The 19,745-nt window shown below is 71.5% G+C and carries 14 protein-coding genes and 1 pseudogene; 8 read left to right on the top strand and 7 right to left on the bottom strand.

Going from position 1 to position 19,745, the window contains the following annotated elements:
- The first annotated feature begins 307 nt into the window (after window positions 1-307).
- Window positions 308-2,158, top strand: a complete 1,851-nt coding sequence (locus K6I34_RS02130; protein WP_229322261.1) for an NHL domain-containing thioredoxin family protein — start codon at window positions 308-310, stop codon at window positions 2,156-2,158.
- A gap of 28 nt (window positions 2,159-2,186) precedes the next feature.
- Here K6I34_RS02130 and K6I34_RS02125 read toward each other — a convergent pair whose 3' ends face one another.
- The 5 genes from K6I34_RS02125 to aspS form a co-directional block, all read right to left on the bottom strand.
- The gene (locus tag K6I34_RS02125) at window positions 2,187-2,897 is read right to left on the bottom strand and encodes a DUF4232 domain-containing protein (protein WP_229322260.1); all 711 of its coding nucleotides are present in this window, start codon (window positions 2,895-2,897) and stop codon (window positions 2,187-2,189) included.
- 401 nt (window positions 2,898-3,298) lie between these two features.
- Window positions 3,299-5,086: an AfsR/SARP family transcriptional regulator gene (locus tag K6I34_RS02120; RefSeq protein ID WP_229322259.1), complete on the bottom strand. Its 1,788-nt coding sequence runs from the start codon at window positions 5,084-5,086 to the stop codon at window positions 3,299-3,301.
- Between the two features lies 1 nt (window position 5,087).
- Window positions 5,088-6,374, bottom strand: coding sequence for a M18 family aminopeptidase (locus K6I34_RS02115; RefSeq protein WP_229322258.1), 1,287 nt, complete (start codon window positions 6,372-6,374; stop codon window positions 5,088-5,090).
- 359 nt (window positions 6,375-6,733) lie between these two features.
- Complete coding sequence (locus K6I34_RS02110) at window positions 6,734-8,560, bottom strand: acyl-CoA dehydrogenase (protein ID WP_229322257.1); 1,827 nt, start codon at window positions 8,558-8,560, stop codon at window positions 6,734-6,736.
- A 253-nt stretch (window positions 8,561-8,813) separates the two neighbouring features.
- Window positions 8,814-10,577 (bottom strand): aspartate--tRNA ligase, encoded by a 1,764-nt coding sequence (gene aspS / locus K6I34_RS02105; RefSeq protein WP_229322256.1) that lies wholly within the window; start codon window positions 10,575-10,577, stop codon window positions 8,814-8,816.
- A 210-nt stretch (window positions 10,578-10,787) separates the two neighbouring features.
- Between aspS and K6I34_RS02100 the strand changes: the two genes are divergently transcribed.
- Window positions 10,788-12,923, top strand: a complete 2,136-nt coding sequence (locus K6I34_RS02100; RefSeq protein WP_229322255.1) for a SpoIIE family protein phosphatase — start codon at window positions 10,788-10,790, stop codon at window positions 12,921-12,923.
- A gap of 87 nt (window positions 12,924-13,010) precedes the next feature.
- Here K6I34_RS02100 and K6I34_RS02095 read toward each other — a convergent pair whose 3' ends face one another.
- Complete coding sequence (locus K6I34_RS02095; RefSeq protein WP_229322254.1) at window positions 13,011-13,952, bottom strand: serine protease; 942 nt, start codon at window positions 13,950-13,952, stop codon at window positions 13,011-13,013.
- A gap of 100 nt (window positions 13,953-14,052) precedes the next feature.
- Here K6I34_RS02095 and K6I34_RS02090 point away from each other — a divergent pair, with 100 nt between their 5' ends.
- Window positions 14,053-15,003, top strand: coding sequence for a pirin family protein (locus tag K6I34_RS02090; protein WP_229322253.1), 951 nt, complete (start codon window positions 14,053-14,055; stop codon window positions 15,001-15,003).
- 171 nt (window positions 15,004-15,174) lie between these two features.
- Here the strand turns inward: K6I34_RS02090 and K6I34_RS02085 are convergent, their stop codons facing one another.
- A complete protein-coding gene (locus tag K6I34_RS02085; RefSeq protein ID WP_229322252.1) occupies window positions 15,175-15,627 on the bottom strand; it encodes an SseB family protein in 453 nt (150 codons plus the stop codon).
- 405 nt (window positions 15,628-16,032) lie between these two features.
- On the opposite strand from K6I34_RS02085, the gene K6I34_RS02080 reads away from it, so the two are divergent.
- From K6I34_RS02080 to K6I34_RS02060, 5 genes and pseudogenes are all read left to right on the top strand, one after another.
- Window positions 16,033-16,287 (top strand): hypothetical protein, encoded by a 255-nt coding sequence (locus K6I34_RS02080; protein WP_229322251.1) that lies wholly within the window; start codon window positions 16,033-16,035, stop codon window positions 16,285-16,287.
- Window positions 16,275-16,517, top strand: coding sequence for a hypothetical protein (locus K6I34_RS02075; protein ID WP_229322250.1), 243 nt, complete (start codon window positions 16,275-16,277; stop codon window positions 16,515-16,517). Before K6I34_RS02080 ends, K6I34_RS02075 begins: the two co-directional genes overlap by 13 nt.
- 198 nt (window positions 16,518-16,715) lie before the next feature.
- On the top strand, window positions 16,716-18,446 hold the full coding sequence (gene metG / locus K6I34_RS02070) for a methionine--tRNA ligase (protein ID WP_229322249.1): 1,731 nt from the start codon (window positions 16,716-16,718) through the stop codon (window positions 18,444-18,446).
- A 176-nt stretch (window positions 18,447-18,622) separates the two neighbouring features.
- Window positions 18,623-18,991, top strand: coding sequence for a DNA-binding response regulator (locus K6I34_RS02065; RefSeq protein WP_229322248.1), 369 nt, complete (start codon window positions 18,623-18,625; stop codon window positions 18,989-18,991).
- A gap of 462 nt (window positions 18,992-19,453) precedes the next feature.
- Window positions 19,454-19,745 (top strand): annotated as a pseudogene (locus K6I34_RS02060) (hypothetical protein); the annotation flags it as partial.

Here is a 19,745-nt window from a genome sequence, read left to right as displayed (position 1 = left end):
TCCATGTCCGCTGATCGACCGCGACCACCCGCCCGGGGAAAGACCCCAGCCGGGATCCTCATCGCTGTGTGCACGTTCCTGATCAATCTGGCTCGACTGGTCCTCGAGCTTGTCGGGAACGACAGCGGATCCTGACCGGGGTCCGACCGTGAAACCCGGGGAGGCGTGCGTACGCGCGGCTCCCCGGACCGTCTCCGGGGCCGAGCCCCGGCGGCCCCAACTCTATGCGGTCGGGGCTCTTCGCGTGGTGCGTCCACATAATGACGTCGTGACGGCCCGTTCATGCCCGGGTGGCACCCTTGACGCCATGAACGCTGCTTCCCCCTCCCCCCGCCGCGCCCGTGTCCGTGCCCCCGAGCTCATCGGCAAGGGCGGCTGGCTCAACACGGGCGGTACCGAGCTCACCCTCGCCGACCTGCGCGGACGCATCGTCGTCCTCGACTTCTGGACGTTCTGCTGCGTGAACTGCCTGCATGTGCTGGACGAGCTGCGGGAGCTGGAGGAGAAGCACCGGGACACCCTGGTGATCATCGGCGTGCACTCGCCGAAGTTCGTCCACGAGGCCGAGCACCAGGCCGTGGTGGACGCGGTCGAGCGCTACGGCGTGGAGCACCCGGTGCTCGACGACCCGGAGCTCGCCACGTGGAAGCAGTACGCCGTACGCGCGTGGCCCACGCTCGTCGTCATCGACCCCGAGGGGTACGTGGTCGCCCAGCACGCGGGCGAGGGCCACGCGCACGCGCTGGAGACGCTCGTGGCGGAGCTGGAGGCCGAGCACGAGGCCAAGGGCACGCTGCGGCGCGGATGGGGGTACCTCCCAGGCCGTTCAGGCTCTGGGGGAGGGCCGTACGTCGCGCCCGAGCCTGTCGCCACCGATCTGCGTTTCCCCGGCAAGGCCCTGCCGCTGCCCGGCGGCACCTTCCTCGTCTCCGACTCCACCCGTCACCAGCTCGTGGAGCTCGCGGCCGACGCCGAGACCGTCGTCCGCCGTATCGGCACCGGCGAGCGCGGCTTCGGCCCGGACACCTTCAACGAGCCGCAGGGGCTCGCGCTGCTCCCCGGGGGCGAGGTCGTCGTCGCCGACACCGTGAACCACGCGCTGCGCGCGTACGACCCGGCCACCGGCGAGATCACCACGATCGCGGGCACCGGCCGCCAGTGGATGCAGGGGCAGCCCACCTCCGGCCCCGCGCTCGGCGTGGACCTCTCCTCGCCCTGGGACGTGGCCTGGTTCGCCGACCGCCTGTGGATCGCCATGGCGGGCGTCCACCAGCTGTGGACGTACGACCCGGCCACCGGCACCGTCGAGGCCGCGGCGGGCACGACCAACGAGGGCCTGGTCGACGGACCGGCGCGCGAGGCGTGGTTCGCCCAGCCGTCCGGGCTCGCGGCGGCCGGGGACCGGCTGTGGGTGGCCGACTCCGAGACGTCCGCCCTGCGCTGGGTCGAGCGGGACGGTGACGGATTCGCCGTACGCACTGCCGTCGGCACCGGCCTCTTCGACTTCGGGCACCGCGACGGCGACGCGGCCCAGGCGCTCTTCCAGCACCCGCTCGGCGTGACCGCCCTGCCGGACGGTTCCGTCGCCGTCTGCGACACCTACAACCACGCGCTGCGCCGCTACGACCCGGCGACGGGCGAGGTCACGACGCTCGCGACCGACCTGCGCGAGCCGTCCGGCGCGGTGCTCGCCGACGACGACATCCTGGTCGTGGAATCCGCGCGGCACCGGCTGACCCGGCTGCGGCTGCCGGAGGAGGCCGTACGGGTCGAGTCCGTCGCCCACCGCACGCAGCGGGCCGCCACGGACGTGGCCCCCGGGCGGCTGCGGCTCGACGTCGTCTTCCAGGCCCCGGCCGGCCAGAAGCTCGACACGCGCTACGGGCCCTCGACGCGGCTGCTCGTCAGCTCCACGCCGCCGGAGCTGCTGGCGGAGGGCGCGGGCGCGGGCACGGACCTGGGCCGCGACCTGGTCCTCGCGGACGGCGTCACCGAAGGCGTCCTGCACGTCTCGGCGATGGCTGCCTCCTGCGACGACGACCCCGCCAACGAGTACCCCGCCTGCCACGTCCACCAGCAGGACTGGGGCGTGCCGGTACGGGTGACCGGGGGCGGGGCGGACCGCCTGCCGCTGGTGCTCGCGGGGCTGGACGGCTGAACGGGCGCAGCGGTACGGACCGCCGCCGTCACCACTTGAGGGCGGCGGCGGAGTCGGTCGTCCAGTAGGTGACGCGCGCCGAGTCGTCCACGTGCACGGCGCCGCCGGGCGGTGTCACGGACGCCTGCCCGCCGATGCTGCCGCCGCCGTTCGGGCCCTGGAACGAGACGGAGAGCTTCTTCGCCTCGCGCCCGGGGCCCGCCGAGCCGTCGGCGGCGGAGAGGATGACGGCGGCGTACGCGGACTTGCCGGGGGCGAGCGTGGTGACCGACTGCGCCTTGCTCTCCTCGACCACGCCCGCGGTGGCCTGGTCGAGGTCGAAGCGGAGGTAGGGGAAGCCGTAGGCGTGGCAGGTGGCCTTGGAGGTGTTGGTCGCCACCAGCAGCATGTGGTTGATCGGCGACCGCACGGGCTGGGCCTCGATCTTCACGTCGGCCGCGGTGCAGGCGGACTTGCCACCCTTGCCGCCGCTCTTGTCGTTCTTCTGACCGCCCTTCGGACCGCCCTTCTGGTCGCTCGCGGCCGACGCCGTGGAGTCGTTCTGCCCGCCGTCCTCGATGACCTGGCCGTCCTTCGAGTCCTGCGCCTGCTGGCCGCCGTCGACCGAGGTGTCGGCCTTGCCGCTCGTCTTGGCACCGCTGTTGCTGCTGCCGCAGGCGGTGACGGTGGTGAGGGCGAGGACGGCTGTGGCGGCCAGGGTGCAGAGGGTCAGGTGGGCGGGGCGGCGGGTGCGAGGCATTTTTGGGTCCCCCGGGGTGGGATGGCGGCCGGTCGATACGAGGGAATCATTGCGCGGCGGGCTGGCGCGGCACTAACGCGCGGCTAACGTCGCGCGATGGGTCACCCTCCCGGGGGCTCCGCCCCCGGACCCCGTTTTGGTGCGGTCCGTGGGCCGGTTGTGCCCACCCGTTCCGCCGTGCGGAACGCCTGCCCACAACCGGGGCGGGAGGTAAGGGCGCGCCCCGTCAGGGGCGCGGGGAACTGCGCGGCCAACCCCCACCGGCCCGCGGCCGCGCACGCAGCGCAAGAGGCACCCCAGTGGGCGCACGGACCACTGGCCCGCGGCCGCGCGCCGAGCGCAAGAAGCACCCCCACAGGCGCAGGGGGCCGGGGGCGGAGCCCCGGGGCGAGGCCCCGGGGTTACTCCGGGCGGCGCTGGGCGAAGAGTTTCACCAGGTCCGTCATGACGTAGCGGCCCGTCGACTCCTCGTCGACCAGGTGCATTTCGGCGAGGCGGTCCAGGCCGTACCGCGTCACGTCCGGGTCCGCGCCCGCCAGTGCGGCGACGGCCGAGACGTCGACCACGCGGGAGAAACCGGTGCCCAGGGCGCTCAGCAGACGGGCGTCGTCCTCGGAGAGGCGTGCCACGGAGGCGCGCAGGGCCGCCGCCACGCCCGTGTCCTCGGCGGAGAGGAGCGCGAGCCGCTGGCGTTCGTCGCGCAGGGCCGACGCGAGGCGGGCGAGCCGCCACCGGGGGCGGGCCGTCAGCTGCGCGGCAGCCGCGCGCAGCGCGAGCGGCAGACCCTCGCACAGGGCGACGAGTTCGGCCGCGGCCTCGGGGTCCTCGGCGACCCGGTCCGGCCCGAGAACCGCGCCCAGGAGGGCCACGCCCTCCTCCGTACCGAGCGCCCGCAGCCGCAGCGGCCGCGCCGAGTCCGTGGCCACCAGGCCGTCGAGCCGGCTGCGGCTGGTGACGATCGTCGCGCACTCCGCCCCCGCGGGCAGCAGCGGCCGCACCTGCGCGGAGCTGCGCGCGTTGTCGAGCACGACGAGCAGCCTCCGGCCCGCCACGATCGAGCGGTAGAGCGCGGAGGCGGCCTGCTGCGAGGAAGGGATGCGGTCGGCAGGGGTGCCGAGCGCCAGCAGGAACTCCCGCAGCACCTCACAGGGCTGCGCCTCCTCGCCACCGCTGAACCCGCGCAGATCGGCGAAGAGCCTGCCGTCGGGGAACGCCTCCCCGTGGACGTGCGCCCAGTGCGCGGCGAACGCGGTCTTCCCGACCCCGGCCGGACCGGTCACCAGCGCGACCTCGGCGGAACCGGTCAGCAGGCGCGTCAGCCCGTCCAGTTCCCCGTCCCGGCCCAGGAAGCCGGCGGGCCGCCGGGGCAGCAGCTGCGGCGTGGCCCAGGGGTCGGTGCGCGTCGTTCTCTCCGGGCTCTCCGGGGAGACGGGCGGGGCAGCACCCACCGTGGGTGCCAGCAGCGTCCCGTACGCGGCCCGCAGCGCCTCGCCCGGGTCCACGCCCAGGTCGTCCGCGAGGAGGCGCCGCGTCCGGTGGTACCACTCCATCGCCTCGGACCGGCGGCCCGCCCGGTGCAGGGCGAGCATCAGCGTGGCCACCAGCGACTCGCGCAGCGGCTGGGCCGCCGCCTCCGGCAGCAGGGCGGCCACGGCATGGTCGTGGGCGCCCAGCGCGCCGTACGCGCGCGCCAGGGACTCGACGGCGTGCAGCCGCCGCTCCTCCAGGGCGTGCGCGGCCGCCGCGAACGGCGGCGTGGGGACCGTGCCCGTCAGCGCCGGGCCGTGCCACAGCCCGAGCGCCTCGCGCAGCAGCCCCACCGCCTCCGCGGGGGCCTCCACGGGCCGGGCGCGCGCCACCAGTTCGCCGAAGCGGTAGGTGTCCACGAGCGCTTCCGGCAGCCGCAGCAGATACGCCGAACCGTGGGTGGCCAGCGACACCCCGTACGCGTCCGCGCCCGCCTCCGCGAGCGTCGCGCGCAGCCGGGAGACATGGCCCTGGACGACCGTACGGGCATGCGCGGGCGGTTCGTCCTCCCAGACCGAGTCGATCAGCTGCGCCACGGAGACCGTCGTGTTGGCCTGCAACAGCAGCATGGCGAGCACGCTGCGCCGTTTGGCGGGGCCCAGCGGGAGCTCACCGGCGGCGACGGTGGCGGCAGTGACCGGGCCCAGCAGGGAGAACTCCAAATCAGCCCTCCAGGAAGGCCGTCAGCGCGGCGGCCAGCAGGTACGGATCGTCCGCGCCGCACAGCTCGCGCGCGGAGTGCATGGACAGACAGGCGACGCCGATGTCGACGGTGGCGATGCCGTGCCGGGCGGCCGTGATGGGGCCGATGGTGGTGCCGCAGGGCATGGCGTTGTTGGAGACGAAGTGCTGCCACGGCACGCCTGCCCGCTCGCACGCGGCGGCGAACACGGCGCGGCCGGTACCGTCGGTCGCGTACCTCTGGTTGACGTTGACCTTCAGGATCGGGCCGCGGTTGGGCATCGGGTGGTGGCCCGGGTCGTGGTGCTCGGCGTAGTTGGGGTGCACGGCGTGGCCGGTGTCGGAGGAGAGACAGACGGTGCCCGCGAAGGCCCGGGCCTTGTCCTCGTACGTACCGCCGCGCGCGAAGACGGATCGTTCCAGCACGGTGCCCAGCAGCGGGCCGTCCGCGCCGGTGTCGGACTGGCTGCCGTTCTCCTCGTGGTCGAAGGCGGCCAGCACCGGGATGTACGGCAGAGGCTCGCCCGCCACCGCGGCGAGGGCGGCCGTCCCGGCGTGCACGGACAGCAGGTTGTCCAGCCGCGGCGCGGCGAGCAGCTCACGGTCGCGCCCGAGGTAGGCGGGCGCCTCGACGCTGTGGACCATCAGGTCCCAGCCGGTGATGTCCTCGGCGGCCAGGTCGCTCTCCTCCGCGACGAAGCGGATGAGGTCGCCCTCGTTCGGGTCGCCGATGCCCCAAATCGGCGTCATGTGGCGCTGCTTGTCGAGCTTGAGGCCCTCGTTGACACCGCGGTCGAGGTGGATGGCGAGCTGCGGGACGCGCAGCAGCGGCCGGTCGATGTTCACGAGGTGGCTGCTGCCGTCGCGCAGCGTCACCCGGCCGGAGAGCCCGAGGTCGCGGTCGAGCCAGGTGTTGAGCAGCGTGCCGCCGTAGAGCTCCACGGCGACCTGGCGCCAGCCGTGCGCGCCGGTGTCGGGCAGCGGCTTGACGCGGAGGTTGGGGGAGTCGGTGTGCGCGCCGATGATGCGGAAGGGCGTGGCGGGGGTCGCGCCTTCGGGGACGTACCAGGCGATGACCGCGCCGCCGCGCAGCACGAACTTGCCGCCCGCCGACGCGTCCCAGGCGTCGGTCTCCGCGATCTGGCGGAAGCCCGCCTTCTCCAGGCGCGCGGCCGTGTTGGCCACCGCGTGGTACGGGGAGGGGCTGGCGGCGAGGAAGGAGATCAGGTCGTCGGTGTGGCCGCGGTCGAAGCGGTGCGCAGGGCTCATGGGCTTCAGGATAAGGACAACGGGCCCGCCGCCTCGGGGGCCCGTGCCGATGTGTGACGGCGCCGCCACTGGAACCGGACCGTCCGGTGGGCGCCCACCGGGGCTCCGCCCCGGAACCCCGCCAGGGGCTGCGCCCCTGGACCCCGTTTCGGTGCGGCTCGGTGGTCCGTTTGTGCCCACCCGTTCCGCCGTGCGGAACGCCTGCCCACAAACGGGAAGGTAGAGCGGAAGGCCGCGCCCCGTCAGGGGCGCGGGGAACTGCGCGACCAGCCCCCACGCACCCGCAGTCGCGCGACTGCCGCGCCCGGCAGACGAATGGGCGCCCCGGCAGAAACCAGGGCGCCCCACTTCCCGCGGTATTAGAACGCCGCCTCGTCCAGCTCCATCAGGGAGTTGTCGACGGACTCGGCCAGCCCGCGCTCCAGGGAGACCTGCGGAAGCACGTTCGCCGTGAAGAACTTCGCCGCGGCGATCTTGCCCGCGTAGAACGGCTTGTCCTTCGCGGAGGCGCCCTCGAGCTTCTCGGCGGCCACGGCCGCGCCCCGGAGCAGGAGGTAGCCGACGACGACGTCGCCGGAGGCCATCAGCAGGCGGGTGGTGTTGAGGCCGACCTTGTAGATGTTCTTGACGTCCTCGCCGGTGGCGGTGAGGTCGGTGATCATCTTGCCGACGATCGCCTCCAGGTCCACCGCGGCCTTGGCGAGCGTGCCGCGCTCGGCGGCCAGCTCCTCGCCGCCCGCCTCGCTCGCGAGGAACTTCTTGATCTCCTCGGCGAGGGAGTTCAGCGCCTGGCCCTGGTCGCGGACGATCTTCCGGAAGAAGAAGTCCTGGCCCTGGATCGCGGTCGTGCCCTCGTAGAGGGTGTCGATCTTCGCGTCACGGATGTACTGCTCGATCGGGTACTCCTGGAGGTACCCGGAGCCGCCGAAGGTCTGGAGCGACTGGGCGAGCTGCTCGTAGGACTTCTCCGAGCCGTAGCCCTTGACGATCGGGAGCAGCAGGTCGTTCAGGCCGTGCAGCGCCTTGGCGTCCTCGCCCGCGGCCTCCTTGACCATGATCTCGTCCTGGACGGTGGCCGTGTAGAGGACGAGGGCGCGCATGCCCTCCGCGTACGCCTTCTGCGTCATCAGGGAGCGGCGCACGTCGGGGTGGTGGGTGATGGTCACCTTGGGCGCGGTCTTGTCCATGAAGTTGGCCAGGTCCGGGCCCTGGACGCGCTCCTTGGCGTACTCCAGCGCGTTGAGGTAGCCGGTGGAGAGGGTGGCGATGGCCTTCGTGCCGACCATCATCCGGGCGAACTCGATGATCATGAACATCTGGCGGATGCCGTCGTGCTTGTCACCGATGAGCCAGCCCTTGGCGGGGTGCTTGTCGCCGAAGGTCATCTCGCACGTGTTGGACGCCTTGAGGCCCATCTTGTGCTCGACGTTGGTGGCGTAGACGCCGTTGCGCTCGCCCAGCTCGCCGGTCTCGAAGTCGAACTCGTACTTCGGGACGAGGAAGAGGGAGAGGCCCTTGGTGCCCGGACCGGCGCCCTCGGGGCGGGCGAGGACGTAGTGGAGGATGTTCTCCGCCATGTCGTGCTCGCCGGACGTGATGAAGCGCTTCACGCCCTCGATGTGCCAGGAGCCGTCCTCCTGCTGCACGGCCTTCGTGCGGCCCGCGCCCACGTCCGAGCCTGCGTCGGGCTCGGTGAGCACCATGGTGGAGCCCCACTGCTTCTCGACCGCGAGCTTCGCGATGTGCTTCTGCTGCTCGGTGCCCTCCTCGAAGAGGATGCCCGCGAAGGCGGGGCCCGAGGAGTACATCCAGATGGCCGGGTTGGAGCCGAGGATGGCCTCCGCGTAGGCCCAGATCAGGGAGCGCGGCGCGGTGGTGCCGCCGATCTCCTCCGGGATGCCCAGGCGCCACCACTCGGCGTCCATGTACGCCTGGTAGCTCTTCTTGAAGGTGTCCGGGACCGGAGCGGTGTTGGTCTCCGGGTCGAAGACCGGCGGGTTGCGGTCGGCGTCGGCGAAGGAGTCCGCCAGCTCGTTCTCGGAGAGCCGCGTGATCTCCGAGAGGATGTCCTTGGCGGTCTCGATGTCCATCTCCGCGAACGGGCCGGTGCCGTACAGCTTGTCGCGCCCGAGGACCTCGAAGAGGTTGAACTCGATGTCGCGGAGATTCGACTTGTAGTGGCCCATGAGAACGGCTCCGTAAGGGTGGGAGTGAACACACAAACTTCGTACCGGGCAGTAACCCGCATGATGCTACCCGTGAGTAATAAAGTGCAACCCCTGTTCGGCGAACTGTGACCAGCGTCAAGTGGTCAAAAAGGGAGCCATGAGGAGCCGTGAGGGCGCCATGAAAAACGGCCGCAGGCCGGCTCGATCCGATCGAGCCGGCCTGCGGCCGGTGAATGCAGGGTCCTCCTCCAGGGCAGGACCGCGCCGCGGACTACTTCACGGCGGGCTTGCGCGGAGCCAGGTGGAGCTCCTTCCAGCGGGCCTCGTCGACCTCGCTGGGGGCGCCCATGAGCAGGTCCTGGGCGTTGCCGTTCAGCGGGAAGGCGATGGTCTCGCGGATGTTCGGCTCGTCGGCCAGCAGCATCACGATGCGGTCGACGCCCGGGGCGATGCCGCCGTGCGGCGGGGCGCCGAACTTGAACGCGCGGAGCATGCCGCCGAACTCGCGCTCGACGTCCTCGTTGCTGTAACCGGCGATCTCGAACGCCTTGTACATGACGTCCGGCTCGTGGTTGCGGATCGCGCCGGAGGACAGCTCGGTGCCGTTGCAGACGATGTCGTACTGCCAGGCGAGGATGTCCAGCGGGTCCATCGTCCGCAGCGCCTCCAGGCCGCCCTGCGGCATGGAGAACGGGTTGTGCGAGAACTCGATCTGGCCGGTGTCCTCGTTCTTCTCGAACATCGGGAAGTCGACGATCCAGCAGAAGCGGAAGACGTTCTCCTCGAAGTGGCCGGCGCGCTTCGCGGCCTCGACGCGGACCGCGCCCATGATCTTGGAGACCTCGTCGAACTCGCCCGCGCCGAAGAAGACGGCGTGGCCCGGCGTGAGGCCCAGGCGCCCGACGAGGGCCTTGACGTTCTCGTCGGTGAGGAACTTGGCGATCGGGCCGCTGAGCACGTCGCCCTCGCCGACGCGGACCCAGGCCAGGCCCTTGGCGCCCTGCTCGACGGCGAACTCGCCGAGGCCGTCGAAGAACTTCCGCGGCTGGTCCTGGACGGCCGGCACGGCGAGCGCGCGGACGTGCTTGCCCGCGAAGGCCTTGAACTCGGAGCCCTCGAAGACGTCGGTGACGTCGACCAGCTCCAGCTTGGCGCGCAGGTCCGGCTTGTCGGAGCCGTACTTCAGCATCGCCTCGCGGAAGGGGATGCGCGGGAACGGCGAGGTGACGTGGCGGCCGTTGCCGAACTCCTCGAAGAGCTCGGTCATGACCTTCTCGATCACCTGGAAGACGTCCTCCTGCTCGACGAAGGACATCTCGACGTCGAGCTGGTAGAACTCGCCCGGCGAGCGGTCGGCGCGGGCGTCCTCGTCGCGGAAGCAGGGCGCGATCTGGAAGTAGCGGTCGAAGCCCGCGATCATCAGCAGCTGCTTGAACTGCTGCGGGGCCTGCGGCAGCGCGTAGAACTTGCCCGCGTGCAGACGGGACGGCACCAGGAAGTCGCGCGCGCCCTCGGGGGAGGTGGCGGACAGGATCGGGGTGGCCATCTCGTTGAAGCCCTGCGCGACCATCTTCTGTCGGATGGCGGCGATGACCGCCGAGCGCAGCATGATGTTGCGGTGCATGCGCTCGCGGCGCAGGTCGAGGAAGCGGTACTCCAGGCGCCGCTCCTCGTTCACACCGTCGTCGGCGTTGATGGTGAAGGGGATCTGCTCGGCGGCGCCGAGCACCTCGACCTCGGTGACCTCGATCTCGATCTCACCGGTGGGCAGGTCGGGGTTGACGTTGTCCGCGCCGCGGCTCATGACCTTGCCGTCCACGCGGACGACGGTCTCCTTGGTGAGGTGGCTCAGGGCCTCGTTCGCGGCGGTGCCGGGACGGGCGACGAGCTGGACCAGACCGTGGTGGTCGCGGAGATCGATGAAGAGGATGCCGCCCAGGTCGCGCCGATTGTGCAGCCAGCCACTCAGTCGCACGTCCGTGTCGACGTCAGCCGCACGGAGCTCGCCGCAAGTGTGGGACCGGTACCGATGCATCGTTCATCCAAGTCGTTGGTCGAGGTGTGACCGGCCCCGTCGGGCCGAGGCCGAGCCGGGGTCGGTCCGAGGTCAGTGATCGGTCAGTGATCGAGTCGCTGATCGGGCCGGGCCGCCGGGTCGAAGACGCAGCAGCCCCTGTGCAAGCCTACCCACTGCCACGAGCGGCCTCGGTGGTGTCCATGGGACGGACCCGCATAAAGTGGGGCAATGCGCACCGAGGACGTACTGGCCGCAGTAGCGACCGGCCTGTGGCACTGGGACAACGCCACGCGCGTCGTCACCTTCGATGCCGAGGCCGCCCGTCTCATCGGCCTTCCCGCCGCTCGGGTGGAGCTGTCGGAATCCGCGGCCCGCGGCCGCTTCCACGCCGTCGACTGGGTGGAGCTCCAGGGGATCATCAGCCTAGCGGTGGCCGAGGACACCCTCGCCGAGTCCCGGCTGCGGGTGGTGGACGGCGAGGGCCGGGTGCTGCGGACGCTGCGCAGCCGCACCAGGGCGGGCGTGCAGGGTGGCGAGCACGTCCTGGTCGGTACGTTGGAGGAGGTACCCGCGCCGATCATCCAGGGGACGACCGCGTCCCGTACGTCCGTGACGGGCGACTGGCGGCGCAACAGGGAGGCGTTCCTGCTGGACGCCGGGCGGGCGCTCGCGGAGGCCAGATCCACCGCCGAGGTGCTGCGGGTGGCGGCCGGGCTCTCGATGCCCGGCTTCGTGCCGTCCGGCCTCGCGGTCTTCATCCCGCAGGCGGGCCGGGTCAAGGTCATCGGCCACCACGGCTACGGCCCGGGGGAGGCGGCTCCCTTCCTCGACCTGCCGCTGGACGCCGGCTACCCGGCCTCGGAGGTCATCCGCACCGGCCGGGCGATCTATCTGCCCGCGCCCGAGGACTACGAGCGCCGCTTCCCCGAGGCGTGGCGGGCGGTCGCGCACTTCGGCCGCCGCTCGTGGGCCTTCCTGCCGCTGATCAACGCGGGCCAGACCATCGGCGCGTGGATGGCCGGGTTCAGCGTGCCGGTCTCCTTCACCCCCGACGAGCGGTCGGTGCTCACCACGGTCGCCCGGATGCTCGCGCAGGCGCTGAGCAGGGCCAGCGTGCACGAGTCGGAGCGCGAGCTGACCGTGGGGCTCCAGCGCTCGATGATGCCCACGCTGCAACCGGACATCCCCGGGATGTCGGTGGCCGCGCGCTATGTGCCGACCGGCGGCGGTCTGGAGGTCGGCGGCGACTGGTACGACATGATCCCGCTGCCCACCGGGAGCATCGCCCTGGTCATCGGGGACGTCCAGGGGCACGACGTACGGGCCGCGGGCCTGATGGGACAGCTGCGGATCGCGCTGCGCGCGTACGCCTCCGAGGGCCACCACCCGGACGCGGTGCTCTCCCGGGCCTCGCGCTTCCTCGCGGGCATCAACGCGAGCGAGACCGAGGGCGACGACGTGGAGCCGCGCTTCGCGACCTGCCTCTACATCGAGGTCGACCCGGGTACGGGGCGGCTCACCATCGCCCGCGCCGGACACCCCGACCCGGCGATCCGGCTGGCCGACGGCACGATGCTCATCCGCCCCACGGCCGGCGGCCTGCCGCTCGGCATCGACCCGGACACCGACTACCCGACCACCCGGCTCGTCCTCGAACCCGGGGAGACGATGCTCGTCTGCACCGACGGCCTGATCGAGACCGGCGGGCACGACCTGGAGACGGGCTGGGCGCGGCTGCGCCGCATCATCGAGGGCCACTCCTTCGAGTCCTACGAACGGCAGGGAGCGGGCATCTCCGAGGCGCTGGAGTCGCTGGCCGACGCGCTGGTGCAGGCCGTGCACGGGCCGTCCTCCCACTACACGACGGGCCCGCTCGTGGACCGGCGCGAGGATGACATCGCCGTCCTCCTGCTCGCCCGCGACGGCGCGGCCCCCGGCGGCGCGGTCGCGGCCCTGCCGCACCCCGTGCGCCGTACGGTCCTGACCATCGCCCAGGCCGAACCGGAGCGCATCGCCGAGGCCCGGCAGCAGCTGCGCGTCCTCCTGCACGACTGGCCGGACGAGGACCAGGTGGACTCCGCGGTCCTGATGGTCTCGGAGATGGTCACGAACGTGCTGGTGCACACGGACGGGGACGCGCTCCTGTCCGCCCAGATCACGGGGGCGCCGGGCGGGCGCTGCGTCCGCGTCGACGTGGCCGACTCCAGCGACGAGCTCCCGCACCGGCGGCACCCCGGCGAGATGGCGTCCTCGGGGCGCGGCCTGGTGCTGATGGAACTCCTGGCAGGGGCGTGGGGCGTCGACCCCCGGGGCGAGGGCAAGAACATCTGGTTCGAGCTGTACGAAACGGACGGCGCCCCGTAAGGGGCGCGGGGAACTGCGCGACCAGCCACAAACGGCCCGCAGCCGCACACGGAGCGCAAGAGGCACCCCAGTGGGCGCACCTACGGACTAGCTGGACGTAGTAGCCCGTTTGTACAGCGCAGCGACCGCGTCACCGAAATAGGAGCTGTACGACGTGTCGTCGTCGCCCCCCTCCTGATAGCCGCCCACGACACCATTGACCGTCCCGAGCCCCGTCGCCGGATCGACGTCCGTGAGGACGGGCCCGCCGCTCGTGCCGTTCGTCAGCCCGCGGCAGTCGAAGCGCAGCTGAGTGGCGCCGCGCATCGCGGTCGTGTTCTGGCAGGCGACCGGGGTGTCCCTGTCGGCCGGGTAGCCGATCAGCCGCGCGGCCTTGCCCGCCGTCGGCTTCAGGCCGAGCTTCTCGGCCCCCGTGACCTGCTCGACCGGCGTGCTGTCGCCGAGTCTGCGGACGCGCAGGAAGGCCACGTCGTGGTCGGGGTCGCGGTCCTCCGCCCACTCGGGGTCGATGTCGATGGAGGTGGGCACCCACACCCCGTACGGCGCGACCCCGTCGTGGTAGCCGGGCGCGAACGCGATGTCCGTACGGAAGCCGTCCTGGTGCACGCAGTGCGCCGCGGTGATGACCAGGTCGCCCTTCGGGCTGTGCACCACGCTCGCCGTGCAGCCGTGCCCCGGCGTGCCCTGGCCCGTGTAGAACAGCGGCCCGACGGCCGGGGACGGCTTGGCGTCGGACGCCTCCAGCGGCTCCGAGGCGGGCAGCGGGTCCGTACGGTCCGAGCGCACGGCCCGGGTGCCGGGAGCGGCGGGCGCGGGCTCGCTGCGGACGGCCGCCAGCAGGGCCTTCGCCGCCGCGTCGGCCTGTTCCCGGGGCTGCGTGTAGTGCCCGGCGGCGTCGCCCTCGGCGACGGGGGAGTCCGGGGCGGGACCGTGTCCGCCCAGCGCCAGCGCGATGCCGCCCAGGACCAGGACGGTGGCGACGAGGGCGGCGATGACGGCCGGGCCGGTCCCGCTGACTTTCAGGCGCATTGATCCAGTGTCCACGGTCGGCGCGTGCGGGAATGCCGGAACCCTTGCCAGTTGTTCAGTGTTCAACTAAATTGGGAGCAGAACAACCGAGGAGGCTGTCATGCCGGCTGTGACCGTAGAGAACCCGCTGACCCTGCCGCGCGTCGCCGCTCCGGCGGACGCCGGGCAGCGGTCGGCTCTGCACGTCTCGACCGCGCCGTCGGGCTTCGAGGGCGAGGGCTTTCCCGTCCGCAGGGCGTTCGCGGGGATCAACTACCGCTACCTGGACCCGTTCATCATGATGGACCAGATGGGCGAGGTGGAGTACGCCCCGGGCGAGCCGAAGGGCACCCCGTGGCACCCGCACCGCGGCTTCGAGACCGTCACGTACATCATCGACGGCACCATGAAGCACCGTGACTCCCACGGTGGCGGCGGCACCATCAGCGACGGCGACACCCAGTGGATGACCGCGGGCTCCGGCCTCCTCCACATCGAGGCGCCGCCGGAGGAGCTCGTGATGACGGGCGGCCTCTTCCACGGCCTCCAGCTGTGGGTGAACCTGCCGAAGAGCGACAAGATGATGGCCCCGCGCTACCAGGACATCGGCCGCGGCCGGGTCAGGCTGCTGACCTCGTCCGACGGCGGTGCGCTGCTGCGGCTGATCGCGGGCGACATCGACGGGCATGAGGGGCCGGGCATCACCCACACGCCCATCACGATGATGCACGTGTCCCTCAACCCGGGCGCCGAGCTGACGCTCCCGTGGCGCTCCGACTTCAACGCCCTGGCGTACGGCCTGGCCGGCCGCGGCACGGCGGGCCCGGAAGGCCGCCCGTTCCGTACGGGCCAGACCGTCGTCTTCGGCGACGGTGACTCCCTCACGCTGCGCGCCGACGCGACGCAGGAGTCCCGGAGCCCGAACTTCGAGGTCGTGCTGCTGGGTGGGCGGCCGATCAGGGAGCCGATGATGCACTACGGCCCCTTCGTTATGAACACCCACGCGGAGCTGGCGCAAGCCTTCGACGACTACCAGGCGGGCCGCCTCGGGGTGATCCCGGCGGAGGGGTGACCCTCGGGGTGCGGGACGCAGGACCGCGCCCCGTCAGGGGCGCGGGGAACTGCGCGGCTGGCCGAACACGACCGGCAGCCGCGCACCGGGCCCATGAGGCAATTCGGTAGGCGAAGGGGGCCCAGGGGGCGGAGCCCCCGGACGGTGAGGCAACGCCCCACCAGGGCCCCCTCAGCCGTACATGCGCCGCATCGCGAAGTCCACCATCTGCTCGACCGCCTTCGCGTCGAAGACCATCCGGTGGTCGCCCTCCATGTCGAGGACGAAGCCGTAACCGGTGGGCAGGAGGTCTATGACCTCCGCGCCGGTGATGACGAAGTACTTCGACTCCTTGCCCGCGTACCGCCGCAGCTCCTTGAGCGAGGTGAACATGGGGATCACCGGCTGCTGGGTGTTGTGCAGCGCGAGGAAACCGGGGTTCTCGCCGCGCGGGCAGTAGACCTTGGAGCCCGCGAAGACGACCTGGAAGTCCTCCGCGGACATCGACCCCGTCGTGAAGGCCCGCACCGCGTCGGCGAGCGACGGCGGGGACGGCTCGGGGTAGAGCGGCTGCTCGCCGTAGCCCCCGGGCTGCTGCGGCGGTGCGTAGCCCTGCGTTCCCGCGTTCTGGTCGTAGCCGTACATGGGCCAAAGGGTAACGAGTGCGGCGCCCGCCCCGAAGCGCGAGCCGGGAACGCCCGGGACGCCCGGGGCCGCCCCGGCGTGAACGCGTACGGCGCGCCGTTGACACCGGGCGTACGAACGCCAACACGCCGTGAAGGGAGCAGGAGTTCGAGGGGCGCCGTCCGGTGCGACCGGCCGCCTTCCCCACCCGGTGATCAAATTGACGTTCCGTGACGAATCGTCCGTCAAATATGTGGCGGCGTCGAACGTTTCGGCGGCGCTCAAACGGTGTCTCCGCTGGTGGCGTCCTGCGTGAACGGCTGCCCGGTCGGCAGACCGTGACCTTCTGGCCCGGAGTCCGTACCTCACTCTGTGTACCCACTCGGTGACTGATCAGGGTGGCGTCTTCGTGGGCATCCTCACCGTGTGAGCAATGAGAATCCCCCCGCGCTCCCCGACCGCACCGACTCCGATTCCGAAACCGTGAGCTATGCCGTGGACACGCGTACCAACCGGCTCGGTCAGGTCATGGACCGGCACGCCGGCTGTCTGCAGCTGCGCCCCCCGCAAGGGGGCGTCGAGTGGGACTGCCCGCCCGAGTACGCCCGGCCCGCGTCCGAGGCGGAGACCCTGCGGGCGAAGGTCGCGCGGCGGAACGCCGAGAGCAGGTGGGGGCTTTGAGCGCCCGCGCCGTGTTCCTCTTCGGGGACTGGACGCTCCAGCCGGACCGGGAGCCGGACGCCGAGCCGGTCACGTACGCGATGCAGTGCGCGGTCTGCGAGGCGAGCTCCGGCGTGGTCGAGGACTTCTCGGACGCGCAGGGCTGGACCTTCCGGCACGCCGGGCGGAATCCGTCCCACCACACCTACCGGGAGGTGATCACCAGGCCGTGGCGTGCGTGGATGGCGTGAGGCGCCGCCACGGCCCCCTCCGGGACGCACGGACGCCGGAGCTCCCGGCGGTCTCCGGCGGCCCCCGGAAGCCGCGGCGCGGGTGGGTGTCCTGAGCGGCGGACCGGCGAAAAGGCCGGGGAAATCGCCGCGCGGGCACCCCCTGCCCCTCGGATACGCTAAAGGTCTCTACAAGACCGCGACCAGGGAGCAGCCGCAATGGCTCGACACCTCATCACCAGCGCCCTTCCGTACATCAACGGGATCAAGCACCTGGGCAACATGGTGGGGTCCATGCTCCCGGCCGACGTGTACGCCCGGTTCCTCCGCCAGACCGGTCGCGAGACGCTCTACATCTGCGCCACCGACGAGCACGGGACCCCGGCCGAGCTGGGCGCCAAGGAGCTCGGCCTGCCCGTGGCCGAGTTCTGCGCCCAGCAGCACGACGCGCAGAAGGCGATCTACGACGGCTTCGGCCTCTCCTTCGACTACTTCGGCCGCAGCTCCTCCGCGCAGAACCGTGAGATCACCCAGCACTTCGCGCGGCAGCTGCAGAAGAACGGCTTCATCGAGGAGCGCTCGATCCGCCAGGTCTACTCCCTGGCGGACGCCCGCTTCCTGCCCGACCGCTACATCGTCGGCACCTGCCCGCACTGCGGCTACGACAAGGCCCGCGGCGACCAGTGCGAGAACTGCACCCGTGTGCTCGACCCGACGGACCTCATCGACGCCCGCTCCGCCATCAGCGGCAGCAGCGAGCTGGAGGTACGCGAGACCAAGCACCTCTTCCTGCTCCAGTCGAAGCTCCAGGGCGAGGTCGAGGCCTGGATCGACGAGCACGGCAAGGACTGGCCGGTGCTGGCCTCCTCGATCGCCCGCAAGTGGCTGACCGAGGGCCTGAACGACCGGGCGATCACCCGCGACCTGGACTGGGGCGTGCCCGTCCCGGCCGACACCTGGCCGGAGCTGGCCGCCGAGGGCAAGGTCTTCTACGTCTGGTTCGACGCCCCGATCGAGTACATCGGCGCGACGAAGGAGTGGGCGGACGCGGACCCGGAGAACCGCGACTGGAAGTCCTGGTGGTACGAGGCCACCGACGTCCGCTACACCCAGTTCATGGGCAAGGACAACGTCCCGTTCCACACGGTGATGTTCCCGGCCACCCAGCTCGGTGTCCGTGAGCCCTGGAAGAAGGTCGACTACGTCAAGGCCTTCAATTGGCTGAACTACTACGGCGGCAAGTTCTCCACCTCCCAGAAGCGCGGCGTGTTCACGCACGACGCCCTGGAGCTGCTGCCCGCCGACTACTGGCGCTACTTCATGATGGCGAACGCCCCCGAGTCGGACGACACCTCCTTCACCTGGGAGCTGTTCTCCGCCACGGTCAACAAGGACCTGGCCGACGTCCTCGGCAACTTCGTCAACCGCGTGCTGTCCTTCTCGCGCAAGCGCTTCGGTGACGAGGTGCCCGCGGGCAGCGAGGCGGGCGAGGCGGAGGCCGCGCTCGGCCACGAGGTCGCCGAGCTGCTCGCCGAGTACGAGCGCCACATGGAGGAGCTCCAGTTCCGCAAGGCCGCGCAGGCGCTGCGCGCGCTGTGGAGCGCGGGCAACTCCTACCTGGAGACCAAGGCCCCCTGGCTGGAGATCAAGACCGACCCCGAGGGCGCCGCGCTCACCCTGCGCACGGCGATGAACCTCATCCACCTCTACGCGGTGATCTCCGAGCCCTTCATCCCGGCGAGCGCCGCCGCGATGCGCTCCGCCTTCGCCCTCTCCGACACTGCGCCTGATCGGACCCGGGCCACGTGGGTCACCCCGGACGAGGCGCGCTCGCTGGACTTCGTCCCGGCCGGTACGCCGTTCACCGTCCCCCCGGTGCTCTTCGCGAAGATCACGGAGGACGACCTGGCCGCGTACCGCGAGCGCTTCGGCGGCGGCGAGGACGCGTAGCGGCTCCGCTTCTCCTGGTGTGAACCAGGTGGTGTGAACCGGGCCCGGGACCTGATGGTCCCGGGCCCGGTTTATTTGTATTGATCGTTCGGCAATCGTTCGTTGACGCCGGCCCTGCAAGGTGGGACGCGTAGAGACCTGGGGGAAGAAAACGGGGAAGACGAGGAAGACGAGCCGTGCCCGACAAACGCATCACCGTGACCGTCCACGCGACCGACGAGCTCAACCGGGCGAGATTCGTCCGCCGGCTGCGGGAGCTGCCCGAGGTACGGGTGGTGCGGGAGGACGGTGACGTCTCCCTCGTCCTGATGGGCACCGACGACGCACCGGCGGCCGCGGAGCTGCGCAGGCTCTCGCTCGCCCTGGAGCGCCGGGTGGTGCTGGTGGCGGAGGTGCTCGGCGAGCTGGAGCTGATGGCTGTCGCGGAGTACGGGGTGCGGTCGGTGCTGTGGCTGCGCGGCCTGACGGCCGGTCGGCTGCTGCGGGCCGTGCATGCGGCGGCGGGCTGCTGCCCGCGCGCTCCGCTGGTGACCGCGCTGGTGTGACCCTCCGCCCCACCGGGGGTCCGCCTACCGGGCTGCCTCTTGCGCTGCGCGCGCGTCTGCGGGCCGGTGGGGGCTGGTCGCGCCCACGCGGCGGAGCCGCATATCGACAGCAGCCCCGCGCCCCTATGGGGCGCTGCTCGGGTGGCAGGGCCTAGGCCCTGCCACCCGAGCTCCCCTCCCCCTCAGCAGTCACGGATTCGCAGCGTGACTCTATGGCTACCTAGGGTAGTCGGTCGATCTGATCGGCGTCACCTCGTACGGGGGGCGTGATGAGGTGCGAGGGGCGTGTTGGGGGTTGCATATCGGCCGAGTGGTCAGGAGAAAGAATTCACCTGACACGACCCATGGCACACACCGGGCACAGCGTGACGGCTAGCCTTACGTCACCGCCCGGACAAAGGGATAAAAACCCCTACTCCGGACAAATGATAGCTCCCACGAGACGTGAAGGAATTTCTCCCCATGGGCATCCGGAGTCTGCTGCGGAACGCGTTCGGCCGAAACAAAGCCGCCGTGGCGGAGCGCGACGAACCCACTGTCCCCCAGCAGAACACAGGCCCGGCGCCGGAGGCGGTGGCCACCCTGCCCGCGCAGGCGACCACGGACACCATTCCCGACCCCGGGCCGCTCGGTCCGATCCCGGGGCCGACGCCGGGGCCCGCCCCGAAGCCGGACCCGCTGCCGGAGCCGGAGCCCGCGCCGACCCCGATGCCGAAGCCCAAGCCGATCCCCCAGCCGGAACCCGCGCCCAGCC

The organism is Streptomyces sp. UNOC14_S4 (genome assembly GCF_020740835.1).
Lineage (GTDB): Bacteria > Actinomycetota > Actinomycetes > Streptomycetales > Streptomycetaceae > Streptomyces.
The sequence above is the reverse complement of the archived record's forward strand: the minus strand, read 5'-3'. Positions and strand labels throughout refer to the sequence as shown.